The organism is Pantoea sp. sgz302252 (genome assembly GCF_042610525.1).
In the GTDB taxonomy this organism is placed as follows: Bacteria; Pseudomonadota; Gammaproteobacteria; order Enterobacterales; family Enterobacteriaceae; genus Erwinia.
Genome location: NZ_JBHDVM010000004.1, coordinates 108,005 through 121,513 on the forward strand (window position 1 = coordinate 108,005; position 13,509 = coordinate 121,513).

Annotated in this window: 15 protein-coding genes; 7 read left to right on the forward strand and 8 right to left on the reverse strand. The window is 56.8% G+C overall.

Annotated elements, in window-relative coordinates; genetic code table 11:
• The first annotated feature begins 487 nt into the window (after positions 1-487).
• A complete protein-coding gene (locus ACETPC_RS08870; protein WP_380180525.1) occupies positions 488-1,228 on the forward strand; it encodes an NADPH-dependent oxidoreductase in 741 nt (246 codons plus the stop codon).
• A 37-nt stretch (positions 1,229-1,265) separates the two neighbouring features.
• On the opposite strand, the gene pdxY is transcribed toward ACETPC_RS08870, so the two are convergent.
• The 5 genes from pdxY to anmK all read right to left on the reverse strand — a co-directional run bounded on the left by pdxY (position 1,266) and on the right by anmK (position 5,799).
• Complete coding sequence (gene pdxY, locus ACETPC_RS08875) at positions 1,266-2,126, reverse strand: pyridoxal kinase PdxY (RefSeq protein ID WP_380180526.1); 861 nt, start codon at positions 2,124-2,126, stop codon at positions 1,266-1,268.
• A 101-nt stretch (positions 2,127-2,227) separates the two neighbouring features.
• A complete protein-coding gene (tyrS, locus tag ACETPC_RS08880; RefSeq protein WP_380180527.1) occupies positions 2,228-3,502 on the reverse strand; it encodes a tyrosine--tRNA ligase in 1,275 nt (424 codons plus the stop codon).
• A gap of 134 nt (positions 3,503-3,636) precedes the next feature.
• Entirely contained in the window at positions 3,637-4,290 is a 654-nt protein-coding gene (pdxH, locus tag ACETPC_RS08885) for a pyridoxamine 5'-phosphate oxidase (protein ID WP_380180528.1), read from the reverse strand.
• A gap of 62 nt (positions 4,291-4,352) precedes the next feature.
• Complete coding sequence (locus tag ACETPC_RS08890; protein ID WP_380180529.1) at positions 4,353-4,658, reverse strand: MliC family protein; 306 nt, start codon at positions 4,656-4,658, stop codon at positions 4,353-4,355.
• A 19-nt stretch (positions 4,659-4,677) separates the two neighbouring features.
• Positions 4,678-5,799, reverse strand: a complete 1,122-nt coding sequence (gene anmK / locus ACETPC_RS08895) for an anhydro-N-acetylmuramic acid kinase (protein WP_380180530.1) — start codon at positions 5,797-5,799, stop codon at positions 4,678-4,680.
• A 272-nt stretch (positions 5,800-6,071) separates the two neighbouring features.
• Between anmK and slyB the strand changes: the two genes are divergently transcribed.
• Entirely contained in the window at positions 6,072-6,539 is a 468-nt protein-coding gene (gene slyB / locus ACETPC_RS08900) for an outer membrane lipoprotein SlyB (RefSeq protein ID WP_380181055.1), read from the forward strand.
• 29 nt (positions 6,540-6,568) lie between these two features.
• On the opposite strand, the gene slyA is transcribed toward slyB, so the two are convergent.
• Positions 6,569-7,006: a transcriptional regulator SlyA gene (gene slyA / locus ACETPC_RS08905; protein ID WP_380180531.1), complete on the reverse strand. Its 438-nt coding sequence runs from the start codon at positions 7,004-7,006 to the stop codon at positions 6,569-6,571.
• 315 nt (positions 7,007-7,321) lie between these two features.
• Here slyA and ACETPC_RS08910 point away from each other — a divergent pair, with 315 nt between their 5' ends.
• The 4 genes from ACETPC_RS08910 (at position 7,322) to ACETPC_RS08925 (ending at position 10,811) form a co-directional block, all read left to right on the forward strand.
• Positions 7,322-7,561 carry a DUF1656 domain-containing protein gene (locus ACETPC_RS08910; RefSeq protein WP_380180532.1) on the forward strand — a complete coding sequence of 80 codons (240 nt, stop codon included), beginning with the start codon at positions 7,322-7,324 and terminating at the stop codon, positions 7,559-7,561.
• Positions 7,558-8,415, forward strand: coding sequence for an efflux RND transporter periplasmic adaptor subunit (locus ACETPC_RS08915; RefSeq protein WP_380180533.1), 858 nt, complete (start codon positions 7,558-7,560; stop codon positions 8,413-8,415). Before ACETPC_RS08910 ends, ACETPC_RS08915 begins: the two co-directional genes overlap by 4 nt.
• A complete protein-coding gene (locus tag ACETPC_RS08920; RefSeq protein ID WP_380180534.1) occupies positions 8,412-10,409 on the forward strand; it encodes an FUSC family protein in 1,998 nt (665 codons plus the stop codon). Before ACETPC_RS08915 ends, ACETPC_RS08920 begins: the two co-directional genes overlap by 4 nt.
• Positions 10,410-10,481: 72 nt before the next feature.
• Complete coding sequence (locus tag ACETPC_RS08925; RefSeq protein WP_380180536.1) at positions 10,482-10,811, forward strand: NirD/YgiW/YdeI family stress tolerance protein; 330 nt, start codon at positions 10,482-10,484, stop codon at positions 10,809-10,811.
• 51 nt (positions 10,812-10,862) lie between these two features.
• Here the strand turns inward: ACETPC_RS08925 and sodC are convergent, their stop codons facing one another.
• Entirely contained in the window at positions 10,863-11,381 is a 519-nt protein-coding gene (gene sodC, locus ACETPC_RS08930) for a superoxide dismutase [Cu-Zn] SodC (protein WP_380180537.1), read from the reverse strand.
• A 70-nt stretch (positions 11,382-11,451) separates the two neighbouring features.
• On the reverse strand, positions 11,452-11,691 hold the full coding sequence (locus ACETPC_RS08935) for a DUF1289 domain-containing protein (protein ID WP_380180538.1): 240 nt from the start codon (positions 11,689-11,691) through the stop codon (positions 11,452-11,454).
• A 133-nt stretch (positions 11,692-11,824) separates the two neighbouring features.
• Here ACETPC_RS08935 and eptA point away from each other — a divergent pair, with 133 nt between their 5' ends.
• Positions 11,825-13,495, forward strand: coding sequence for a phosphoethanolamine transferase EptA (eptA, locus tag ACETPC_RS08940; protein WP_380180540.1), 1,671 nt, complete (start codon positions 11,825-11,827; stop codon positions 13,493-13,495).
• Positions 13,496-13,509 lie beyond the last annotated feature (14 nt).

The window sequence follows — 13,509 nt, forward strand, 5'->3', positions numbered from 1 at the left end:
GCAGCAGAGGCAGATCGGAACACGGACACGCCGTTAATACCTCCATGTAGGCTCGGTTGGCGCGTCCATGCGCCAAACGGTCCGCTTATCCGCTCAGCCTCTGCCGCTATAAAGCTGTCCTGTAGCTGTAGAAAACAGAAGCTCGCCTGAGTTTTGTTATCTTTGTCAATAGCCTGTGGCCCTGCATAGCAGGGCCTCAGACTGCTGACAAACTTGAAGCGATGGAGGGCCTGTGACTGGAGCAAAGCATTACGGGCCATGGACGGCCCGTACTGAGCTGTCATGGACGACGTTTTTTGCGTCTTTGCGGAAGACACAGGCCCTCCTGAGCCTGCACCGAAATACTTTATCATCAACCTCTGGCCCTGCATCGCAGGGCCTTTTTGTGCCTGATTAAAGCGGACACGGGCTTTCCGCCAGCGCATAAGGTGTTAAACCGCCGGATGGCAAAGCCTTATACTCTGCGGTAATTAAACCAGGAGGCGTTATGAGTTCTGTTATTGATATTCTTACTGCACATAAAAGCGAGCGCAGCTTTACCGAACGCGCTATTGATGACGCCGTTATCGATCGTTTAGTGGAGTCCGCATACCGCGCGCCCACTTCGGTAAACTCGCAGCAGGTTTCGCTGGTTGTTACTCGCAGCGCCGAAGCGCGCCAGAAGCTCGCCGCTATCGCCGGCGGCCAGCCGTGGATCGCTAAAGCGCCGCTGTTTATCACCTTCGTACTGGATATGCTAAAGAGCAAGCAGGCAATAGAAGCGATCGGCAAAGAGCAGATTGCCCATCAAAGTATCGAAAGCGTGGTCTCTGGCGCAACGGACATCGGTATCGCGCTGGGCGCGGTAATGACGGCCGCGCGTGCGGAAGGGCTGGGTATCGTGCCGATTGGCGGTATCCGCCGTGACCCGCAGGCGATGATCTCGCTGCTCAAGCTGCCTGAATATACTTTCCCGGTGGTGGGTCTGGCGATTGGCTACGTTGACGAGCCTGCTCATCAGAAACCGCGCCTGCCGCTCAGCACCTTCCGTCATGAAGAAACTTACAGCACCGCAGGTCTGCAAGAGAATATTGCGGCTTACAATCAGGAGATGGTGCAGCACTGGCAAAACATTGGCCGTGCGGACGGCGAAAGCTGGAGCGAAAGCGTTGCCGGCTACTACCAGAATATTTATTTCCCGGAAGTACTGCCTGCGCTGCTGAAGCAGGGCTTCGGCAACGACAAGTAATTATCACGCCGGGCTGGCCCGCCGCCCGGCGCTGTTTTTACAGTTTTACCGCGTCAAAATGCTGCTGAGGATTAGCGATGCGATCCTGCGCCGCCACCAGCTGCAGTTCATATTCGCCCATTTCATGCGTTTTCAGCATTACTTCGTAGACTGCCGCCGTAATATGCTCCAGCGCCGCTTTCAGCGACAGGCCGTGTAGCAGATCCACCAGCAGCAATCCGCTGGTGAGATCGCCAACGCCTACCGGCTGACGTACGCCGAAATCCACCAGCGGGCGGCTGATATGCCAGGCTTCGTCTGCCGTCACCAGCAACATTTCAAAACGATCGCTACGCTGGCCCGCGCGCGCCAGATGTTTAACCAGCACGATTTTCGGCCCTTTGGCGATTAGCTCGCGTGCGGTAGCCACAGCCTGTTCCACATTGGTGACTTCATGGCCGCTGAGCAGCTCCAGCTCCAGCAGATTTGGCGCGATAATATCGCTCGCGGGCAGCGCGCTGCTGGCATGGAACTCTGCCACGCCGGGCGCAACGATACAGCCTTTTTCAGGATGGCCCATTACCGGATCGCAAAAGTACCAGGCATCGGGATTGGCCGCTTTTACCTGGCGCACGATTTCCAGAATCTGTTCACCCTGCTCTGCCGAGCCTAAATAGCCGCTCAGCACCGCATCGCAGGTTTTCAGGCGGTCAATGGCCGCGATGCCGCTGACGATATCGGTCAGATGGCTGGCGGGCATCACTACGCCCGTCCACTGGCCGTACTGGGTATGGTTAGAGAATTGTACGGTATTCAGCGGCCAAACGTTTGCGCCAAGGCGGCGCATAGGAAATTCAGACGCGCTGTTACCGGCATGGCCGAAAACGGTGTGCGACTGAACGGAAAGAATGTTTTTCATTAAGACCTTGCCAGGACAAATATAAGCGGGGTTATCAAAGAATAACTCTTTATGATGACCAGCTCCGTTAAGAGCTGGTCGGCTCCTGCCTGCCGGAACAGTTACTTCCAGACAATCAGGCAGTAGTTCTTTTTACCACGGCGCAGCAGCGTGAAACGGCCGAACAGGCGATCTTCTGCTGCAAAAGCATAATCCGCCGCCAGCTGTACTGCGCCGTTGATGCTTACTGCTTTCGACTCGATCAGCTTGCGAGCCTGACCGCGTGACGGTGCCAGATCGCCATCCACCATCGCCTGCTGCAGATCCTGCCCCTGCTCCAGCTCGACGAACGGCATGCCGTCCTGCGCCAGCTGCTCGAAGTCCGCTTCGGTCATCTCTGCCAGGCTGCCGGAGAACAGGCTCTGGGTGATACGCTGCGCGGCGATTAAACCCTCTTCGCCATGCACCAGCTTAGTAACCTGCTCCGCCAGCACGTACTGCGCGCGAGGCGCTTTGCCGCTGTTTTTATCTTCTTTTTCCAGCGCGTTGATCTCTTCAATGCTCATAAAGGTGAAGAATTTCAGGAAGCGGTAAACGTCGGCGTCGGCCGTGTTGATCCAAAACTGGTAGAATTTGTACGGGCTGGTTTTCTTCGCGTCCAGCCAGACCGCGCCGCCTTCGGTTTTGCCGAATTTAGTGCCATCGGACTTGGTGATCAGCGGCACGGTCAGGCCGAAGACCTGGTTCTGGTGCAGGCGGCGGGTCAAATCGATGCCGGAAGTGATGTTGCCCCACTGATCGGAACCGCCGATCTGCAGCGCGACGCCGTGGCGCTCGTTCAGGCAGGCAAAGTCGTAGCCCTGCAGCAGGTTATAGGAGAACTCGGTAAAGGAGATGCCCTGATCGTCACGGTTCAGGCGCTGCTTCACCGCTTCTTTATTGATCATCTGGTTAACGGAGAAGTGCTTGCCGATATCGCGCAGAAAAGTCAGCACGTTCATGCCGCCGAACCAGTCATAGTTGTTGGCCGCGATGGCGCTGTTATCGCCGCAGTCGAAATCCAGGAAAGGCGCGACCTGGCCGCGGATTTTTTCAACCCATTCGTTAACGGTATCCGCCGTGTTCAGCTTGCGCTCGGCCGCTTTAAAGCTTGGATCGCCGATCAGACCGGTCGCCCCGCCTACCAGCGCCACCGGACGGTGTCCGGCATCCTGGAAGCGCTTCAGGCAGAGAAGTGGGACCAGATGGCCCAAATGCAAGCTGTCCGCGGTCGGATCGAAGCCGCAATAGAGCGCGATTGGCCCTTGCGCCAGCCGCTCTGCTAACGCTTCCTCATCCGTTACCTGGGCGACCAGGCCACGCTCTTGCAATTGTTTAATCAGGTTACTGCTGCCCATCTGTGACTCCGTGTAAAAAAAGTCTGCACCTTTGCTGGTACACAGCTATCCGCCGGCTAGCGGATGAAAAAAAGGGGTATAGAATAAAGCGCTGGCGGGCTCTGTGCCAGCGCTTAAAGGATTATTTCGCGCAATCAGGGCGCCAGGCGATCGATTTTCCAGGCTTCGCCTTCGCGCTGGTAGAAAAAGCGGTCATGCAGGCGATGTTCGCCGCCCTGCCAGAACTCCATCGACTCTATCACGATGCGATAGCCGCCCCAGAAGCTCGGCAGCGGCACCTCGCCCTGCTGGAATTTCTGTTTCAGCTCCAGAAACTTGCCTTCCAGCACGCCACGCGCCGAAATGCGGCTCGACTGCTTCGAGACCCAGGCGCCGATCTGGCTCTCACGCGGGCGACTGTGAAAATACTTTATCACGTCGATCGTCGACAGTTTTTCAACGCGCCCAAGAACCATTACCTGACGCTCCAGCATATGCCAGGGAAAAAGCAGGCTGATACGCGGGTTGTTCTCCAGATGATGCGCCTTGCGGCTGCCAAGATTGGTGTAAAACACCATGCCACGCTGGTCGAAGTGTTTGAGCAGTACGATGCGCTGGTAAGGCTGGCCCTGTTCATCCACGGTCGCCACGCTCATGGCGGTGGGATCGGGAAGCTGCGCCGCCACCGCCTGGCCGAGCCACTGCTCGAACAGCGCCAGCGGGTCGGCAGGCAAATCTTTACGGCGCAGGCCGCCACGAGTGTATTCACGGCGCAGATGAGCTATCTGCTGCAGGCTGTCGTCATTCATGATGGGGTTTCCGCTATCAGAGTCAGGGCATTGTGCGCCTGATTACAACCAATTTCAACGAGTTAACCTTTATCAAGGCGACAGTCGTCAACGATAACTTTGCCGTTGCGTTCAATAAAAGCCCCGTCGCCTTTTGACCAGAAAACATACTGATCATTGGCATAGCGCGTGCCGGAAGCGGCAGGCTGCTGCTTCAGCGTCAGCGGATTGCCGTCCAGAATAAGGTTAATTTGCTGGCGCCCGTTATCAAGCAGCACCGTCAGCGGCAGCGTGCCGCAGCGATAGTGCAGCTTTTTAACTTGATCGGGCGGATGGGAGAGGCAGCCGCTCAGCAGCAGCACAACAACGAGCGAAAAGCTTTTTTTCATCGTGGCTCCGTTCAGGTTGTCAGCGGTAGCGCTGAATATTGGCTGGAAAAATCGCGCCGAGCACGGAAGCTTCTCGCGCGCCGGTGACGGAAGGCAGATTGCCCGGTTCGCCGGAAAGCGTACGGTAAGCCAGCCAGGCGAACGCCAGCGCCTCCATATCGTCGCCGCTGATCCCCGCCTCGTCGGTGGTGCCGACTTCAGTGCCGGGCAGCTGCGCCCTGAGGCGTGCCATTAGCTGCGGATTTTTGCCACCGCCGCCGCAAACCAGCAGCCTTTCGCAGCCGCCGCAGAGCATGACCTGCTGCGCGATAGTCATCGCCGTCAGCTCCACCAGCGTGGCCTGCACATCCTGCGGCGACAGGCCCGGGAAGTTGGTTAGCTGCTGATCTATCCAGCCTGGATTAAAGTATTCTCTGCCGGTGGATTTGGGCGCAGGCAGCGCAAACCAGGGATCCGCCAGCATTTGTTGCAGCAGCGGATAAACCACCTGCCCGCTGCCGCCCCAGGCACCATCTTTGTCGTAAGGCCGCTGCTGATGACGCCAGATCCAGGCATCAAGCAGCATATTGCCCGGCCCGGTATCGTAGCCACCGATCGGCTTGCCGGGGATCAGCAGCGAAAGATTAGCGATGCCGCCGATATTCAGCACCATGCGCCTCTCTTCCGGATGCATCAGGATCGCCTGATGAAACGCGGGCACCAGCGGCGCGCCCTGGCCGCCCAGCGCCATATCCCGCCGCCGGAAATCGCCGACTACCGTGATGCCGGTCAGCGCCGCTATCTGGTTATTATCGCCGATTTGCAGGGTATTGGGCGCCTCGCCCAGCGGCTCATGCCAGACGGTTTGCCCGTGGCAGCCGATGGCGGCAATATCTTCTTTCTCCAGCCCTTCTCGCCGGATCAGCACCTGCACCGCCTCGGCAAATAGCCGCCCAAGCCGCGTATCGAGCTGCCCCAATTGCGAAAGCGTTAGCTGCTGCCCCTGGCTGACCGCCAGAATCGCCTCGCGCAGCGCTGGCGGCATGGGATGGCAGTAGCTGGCCTGCTGCGCCACCATCTGCTGGTCGATGGCGGCCAGCACCACGTCTACGCCGTCCAGGCTGGTGCCTGACATTACGCCTATATAGCGTCCCGATCTCATTGATCTCCCTTACCCGCGGTGGGAATTGCGAACCTTGTAACAGCGTCGCAAAAACGGTGCGTCAATTCTATGATTAACTGTGCAATTTTACATGATGAAAGAATTTTGTGCCGACGGCGTCGCAGGCATTGATTCCCGGTTGAGCCAGGCTGCGCTATTCTTAAAGCAATTTTTTGCGTAATCGGACTACAGGCATTGCCTGTACCTTATAATTAGGTTATTGATCGCTGCGCAATTGACTGCAGCATAAGCATAAAGAAAGGAGTTAGATGATGTTGAAGCGCATGATGATCGTGGCACTGGCCGGTGTGACTTTAGCAGGCTGTGCCAATAACAGTACGCTTTCCGGCGATGTTTACAGCGCCTCCGAAGCCAAACAGGTGCAGAGCGTCACCTACGGCACCCTGGTCGGCGTGCGTCCGGTACAGATTCAGGGCGGCGATGACAGCAACGTGATCGGCGCCATCGGCGGTGCCGTGCTCGGCGGCTTCCTGGGGAACACCGTCGGCGGCGGCACCGGCCGTAGCCTGGCGACGGCGGCTGGCGCTATTGCTGGCGGCGTAGCTGGCCAGGGTGTTCAGGGCGCCATGAACAAAACTCAGGGCGTCGAGCTGGAAATCCGCAAGGATGATGGCAACACCATCATGGTGGTACAGAAGCAGGCCGCCAGCCGTTTCGCTGTGGGCCAGCGCGTCGCGCTCGCTTCCAACGGCAGCCAGATCACCGTTTCGCCACGCTAAAAGCAAGGAACCGGCGTCCGCCGGTTCCCTTACTCATCCCGGTTTTGCAGTTCCAGGATATTTTTTTCCAGCCGGGCGATCAGCGTGACCATTTTATCGATCTCCTGCTGAGAGATGCCCGCCAAAATATCATCCCGCGTGGCGTCTATTACGTGCTCTACCTCGCTGATAATCGGCGCGGCTTCTTCGGTGAGCTTGATACGCTTGGCGCGGCGATCGTTAGCGCAGGTTGTGCGCGTAATTAACCCTTTCTCCTCCAGCTGATCGAGCGTGCGCACCAGCGAAGGCTGCTCGATGCCGATCGCCTTGGCAAGCTGGATCTGCGACTGGTCCGGCGGCAGCTGATGAATATTATGCAGCGTGACCCAGTGCGTTTGCGTCAGCTCCAGCGGCTTCAGGCGCTGGTCGATCAGCGAGCGCCAGATACGTACTAATCTTGCGAGGTCCGTTCCTAATGGGGTATCCAATTTCCTCTCCTTATAATTAGCTTGCTAGCTATCAGGCCTGATTCCGGTTATTCTGCGAGTTTCTCCGGCACATTACAAATCTCATTCACCTTAAGCGTAATGCCAACTCGCTGCTATGCTGTGAAAAAGGTCACAAGGAGTGAGGTTGATGACAAAATATGCAGGTGCCGGCTCAGGAGGGCCTGGTTCTTCCGCAAAGACGCAAAAAGCACCTTCCATGGTAGCTCAGTACAGCCCGTCCATGGCCTGTACTGCTTTGCTCCAGCCACAGGACCTCCATCGCTTCACCTTCAGTAGTCTTAGGGAGTGCTTTTAGTGAATTATGCTTTTTCGGCGGCGCTGTCGCCGCTGACCGATCTGGTGTTTGGCGCCTCGCTCTTTTTTCCGCCGCTGTTTAAAGCCGTGCTGGCCGGCTTCTTTCTCTGGCTGCTGATCCATCCGCTGCTGCGCGGCTGGATCTACTCCGGCGAGATCTGGCATCCCACTTTACTCGACCTTTCCCTGTTTATCCTTTGCGTCAGCGCTTCGCTGTGGCTGCTTATGGCATTTGTATGAAATTCAGCTCATTAAAATATTTCTCGACCCTGATCTTTTTTGCTGCCGCGCTCTGCGCGGGCTGGTGGCTGTGGAACTTCTATATGCAGTCGCCCTGGACACGCGACGGCAAGGTACGCGCCGAGCTGGTCAATATCACGCCGCAGGTTTCCGGCAGGATTGAAAAGCTGCTGGTAAAGGATAACCAGTTTGTCGCCAAAGGCGCGCCGCTGATGGCGCTGGACGCCGAGCCTTATCGTATTGCGGTGCAGGATGCCGAATCGCAGCTGGCGAAGGCGCAGGCCGATTTGCTGAAGGCGCAGCATGAATCGCGGCGGCGGCAGAGCCTGCCGCGCAATGTGATTTCCGCCGAAGATCTGGATGCGGCGGAGCTGAATGCCAAATCCCTGGCCGCAGCGGCAAAGGCCGCGCAGGCGCAGTTAGATCAGGCGCGCTGGAACCTGGCCCAGACGCAAATTACCGCGCCGACCGACGGCTGGATCAGCAACCTGGTGGTCCGTCCCGGCAACTACGCCACCAGCGGCACGCCGGTGTTTGCGCTGGTAGATAGCCACTCTTTTTATGTGATGGGCTATTTTGAAGAGACCAAGCTGCGGCATATCCGGCCTGGCTACAAGGCTACCGTACGCCTTTATAGCGATAACCGCGTGCTACAGGGCGAGGTAGAGAGCATCGGCCGCGCCATCTATGACCAGAGCGTAGAAAGCGATACTTCGCTGATCCCGGATATTAAACCTAACGTTCCCTGGGTGCGCCTTGCGCAACGCGTGCCTGTGCGTATTCGCCTGACTTCGGTGCCGGAAGATTTGCCGCTGGTAGCGGGCACCACCTGTACTATTTCCATCGCGCCATGAATCTGACGTGGCTGGCATGGCAGAACTTGCCGTGGATTAAGGCAACCGGCGGGCAGTGGCGCTATGCGTTGCGCAACGCCATCGCTATGTGCCTGGCGCTGAGCATCGCCTATGCGCTGGCGCTGGACGAGCCTTACTGGGCGATGACCTCCGCCGCCGTGGTGAGCTTTCCCACGGTTGGTGGCGTAATCAGCAAAAGCCTGGGCCGGATTGCGGGCAGTTTGCTGGGCGCAGGCGCAGCGTTGCTGATTGCAGGCCACACGCTGAACGAGCCCTGGCTGTTTGCGCTGGCTATCGCCAGCTGGCTGGCGCTTTGTACCTGGATTCAGAATCACTATCAGAACAACGTCGCCTATGCCTTTTCGCTGGCGGGCTACACCGCCGCCATCATTGTCTTTACCACCATTAATATCACTGAAATCGGCGATCTGTGGGATATCACTCAGGCGCGCGTTTGCGAAGTGATTACCGGCATTCTTTGCGGCGGCCTGATGATGATGATCCTGCCCAGCACTTCGGATGGCGATACGCTGATTAAATCTCTGAAGGAAATGCATGGACGCCTGCTGGATCACGGTCGGCTGCTGTTGCAGCGTGAAACAACTGACAACGTGCGTAGCGCGCATGAAAACGTAATTGGTCAGATCCTTACGCTTAACCTGTTACGGATCCAGGCTTTCTGGAGCCACTACCGCTTTCGTCGCCAGAACAACGTGCTTAACTATGTACTGCACCAGCAGCTGCGCCTGACCAGCGTGATTTCCAGCCTGCGCCGGATGCTGCTCAACTGGCCCGACGCGCCGGATCGGCTCTTTAGCACGCTGTCGCTGCTGCTGGATGAGCTGGGCCGCGCCGACTGCGATAAGTATCGTCTGGCACGGCTGCTCGCCGAAGCTGCACCATCAGCACAAAACGACTATCGCTATCAGGCTTTCTGGCACCGCCTGCGCTATTTTTGCTGGCTTTATTTAAACATCAGCCGCTGGCTGCGCCTGTTTGAACAGGCCGACGCCGAAACCCGCCTGTCGCCGCCTGTCGTTCCCGCGCTGGCCCGACGCAGCGACAGCGCCGAAGCCAGCTGGAGCGCCCTGCGCACTTTTAGCGTGATTGTAGTGGGCTGCGCCTTTACTCTTGCTACGCAGTGGGATTCCGGCGCGGCGGCGCTAACGTTGGCCGCTATCAGCTGCGTGCTCTATTCTTCGGTGCCTTCGCCCGTCAGCAGCGTTTCGCTACTGCTGAAAACGCTGCTGCTGCTTTCTGTGTTCAGCTTTATCATTAAATTTGGTTTGATGGTGCAGGTCAGCGTGCTATGGCAATTTTTGCTGTTTTTGTTTCCGCTGCTGGTCACGCTACAGCTGTTTAAGGTGCAGCAAAAGAAGCGTGCCGCGCTGTGGGGCCAGCTGATTGTTTTTGGCGGCTCGTTTCTGGCGGTTACTAACCCGCCTACCTATGACTATCAAAGCTTTCTCAATGACAATATCGCCAAGGTTTGCGGCGTTCTGCTTGCCTGGCTGGCGTTTCTTATCCTGCGGCCCAGCTCCGATAAGCGCCGCAGCCGCCGTCATATCCGCGCGCTGCGCCACGAGTTTCTCGATCAGCTTAGCCGTCGGCCGCATCTCAGCGAAAGCCGTTTTGAGTCGTTAATCTACTATCGGGTCAATCAGCTGAACGCCAGCCGCGATGAGCCGGCCCGTCTCTGGCTACTGCGCTGGGGCGTGGTATTGCTGAACTGCTCGCATATTGTCTGGCAGCTACGCGACTGGCGCAGCGATTCACCTGAACTTCTGGCGATGCGGGAGGCTTTATTACAAAACCTGCACCGGATTATCAGCGGCAAAGGCATTCAGCACGGCGCGCTGGAGGAAACGCTGGCTGAACTACGCGAAAGCGTGGACAAACTGGCGGCGGGCGGGACTAAGAGCGAAACGGAACTGGCAGGTATCGCCTGGCGGCTTTGCTGTTCACTCTCACAGCTACAGCAAGCGCGCCCATAACACTACATTTACCAGGGTTTATCATTTATACTTATCAGCGCTCAAACGGAGTATTCACTATAAGGAATTCTGATGAAAAAAAACCTGGCTCCCCTGCTGCTGCTGGCCTTTGCGCTGCCGTTTTATGCTCATTCAGCGGCGAAAACCGTCAGCGTCAAAGAGGCAAAAACGCTGCATGACGATGCTCACGTGATCCTGAAAGGCAAGATCACCGGCCGCGCGGGCGACGACGACCACTACTGGCTGGAAGACAGCACCGGTAAGATCCGCATTGATGTAGAGGATGACGACTGGGAAGACAGCGGCGCGGCGATCGGCAAAACGGTACGCGTAGTCGGCGACGTGGATAAAAACGATGGTCATACCGAAATCGAGGTTGACCATATCAGCGTGGTGCACTGAGGTTAAGCATCCTCTGCCGCCGCCTGCGCAGGCGGCGGGCTTTTACGGTAATTAAATCACGCCGCAGGCGAAACGCCCGCCGCCGCCGCCGAGAGGTTCAGGATGGTCGGCATGGTTATCGCCGCCAGCATGCACCATCAGCGCCTTGCCTTTAATTTCCGACAGCTTTTTGATGCGCGGCGCCAGCACCGGATAGGTCGCCGTTCCGTCTGCCGCTACATAGAGAGCCGGTAAATCGCCCAGATGTCCCTGCTGCCACGGCCCCAGATGCTTGCCGGTTTTCTGCGGATCGAGGTGGCCGCCCGCCGCGCCTGCCGCTACGGTTTTGCCGTCGGTGGTTTTAGGTTCGCAGCTGCCGTTGGCATGAACATGAAAACCGTGAATGCCCGGCGGCAGATCTTTCAGCTGCGGCGTAAAGCTCAGGCCGTAAGCCGTTTCTTCTATCGTCACCTGACCAATGCTTTCGCCCGCGCCTTCCGGCGTGGCGAGTTTAATATCGACTTTTTCACTGGCGGCATGAGCCAGCCCGCAAAAAGCCAGCGATGCCATAATCAGCGTTACACGTCTCATTACACTTCCTCACATTTAGCCACACAAGCTCTAAGCCTGGCTGCTAATTCGGCAAGCGCACAAAAAATAGTTAAAAAAGCGAGGGCTGTTCCGGTTCTTCAGGCTCAATGTTTTTACCGGCACGCTGTAATCTTTGCCAGCGCAGCCGACACAGTCGCAGCACTTCCCGCTTTTGCGCGTCGCTGTATTTCATCCAGTTAAAGCGCTCTTCGCGGCTGCGCAAACAGCCACGGCAGTAGCCGCGGCTATCGCTCTGACAGATTCCCCGGCACGGGCTGGGGACGGGAAAAAACTCCAGTTGTTCGGCCAACGTCGCTCCTTATGCCAGAAAAGCTAAAAGTGTAAGATCAATGTTAGTCTCTTTGGATTGTTGAGTATCGGTTAAAGTTTCAAAACAGTAACAACGTTATGCTCGGTATTCTGTTTATCCGTGACGATTTGCCATGAAGCTGACTGCTCTACGCTGCAATGAGATTGCTTTCAATTTTTACGCCGCGCTGTTTTTCACCGTTGTCCTGAACGCCGTTTTCCTGCTGCGAGCCTGGGAGATTATTCCTTATCTCTCGGCGAGAGATTATGTTTTCGCCGCTACGCTGCCGGTGGTGCTGTTTTGCGCCTTCGTATTTATTTTCAGCCTTGGCGCACTGCCGTGGATAAGAAAGCCGCTGCTGATTGTGCTGGTACTGGCCAGCGCGGCGGCTAATTATTTTATGTATAGCTTCGGCACCGTAATCGACACCAATATGATCCAGAACGTGTTCGAAACCGATTTACAGGAAGCCACCTCGCTGTTCAGCCTGCGCTATTTTCTCTGGCTGGCGTTAATCGGCATCCTGCCTGCGCTGATGATTTTACTGGTTAATATCGATACTGCCCGTCCATGGTGGATGAATCTGGCTTTTCGTGCTGGCTCCGCGCTGGCGGCATTGCTGCTGGTGCTTCTGATCGCCGCTTTGTTCTATAAAGATTACGCTTCGCTGGTGCGCAATAATAAAGGGCTGATCAAAATGATTACGCCCGCCAACGTCGTCAGCAGCATCGGCCACTATGCGGACGACCGCTGGTTCTCCGGCGACCCGGCGCTGGTCAAAATCGGTCAGGATGCGCATAAAGGCCCGCAGATTCTGGCGGAAAAAAAGAAAACGCTGGTGGTTTTCGTGCTGGGCGAAACGGCGCGGGCAGAAGATTTTTCACTCGGCGGCTATGTGCAGAATACCAACCCCGCGCTGGCACAAGATAACGTTATCTATTATCCGCATGCGACTTCCTGCGGCACTGAAACCGCTATTTCCGTGCCCTGTATGTTTTCTAACATGCCGCGCGAGCACTATGACGCCAGCCTGGCGCATCATCAGGAAGGTTTGCTGGATGTAATGGCGCATGCGGGCATTAGCGTACTGTGGCGGGAAAATGATGGCGGCTGCAAAGGCGCTTGCGATCGCGTGCCGCATACGGATATGACGAAATGGCGGCTGAGCAGCCTGTGCCAGCATGATTACTGTCTGGACGATGCGCTACTCTGGCGGCTGGATCATTACCTGGATAGCGTGAAAAACGATACGGTGATCGTGTTGCATCAAATGGGCAGCCACGGCCCCGCTTACTATCGTCGTTATCCGGCGGAGCAACGTCAGTTTGCGCCGACCTGCGACAGCAATCAAATTCAGGACTGCGATCCACAGGCTTTGGTTAATACCTACGACAATTCTATTCTTTATACCGATTCAATGCTGGATCGAACTATCAGCCTGCTCAGGTCGCGGAGCGATCGATATAATGTCGCGCTGATATATCTTTCCGATCACGGTGAATCGCTTGGCGAACATGGCATGTATCTGCACGGTGCGCCTTATCTGTTTGCGCCAGCGCAGCAAACCCATATTCCTTTTTTGCTATGGCTATCCCCGGATTACGCCCACGCTTACGGCATCGATCAGGAATGCTTACGACGGGCGGCCAGCACCGCTGCCGTCTCCCAGGATAATGTTTTTCATACGCTGCTGGGCATGCTGAATGTCGAAACCAAAGAGTATCAGCCAGCGCTGGATATGATCCGATCGTGCCGTGCCGTTTCTAACGCCAGCGCAATTCAGACTACGCTAAACAGTCACTGACCCTATTGGCCTGC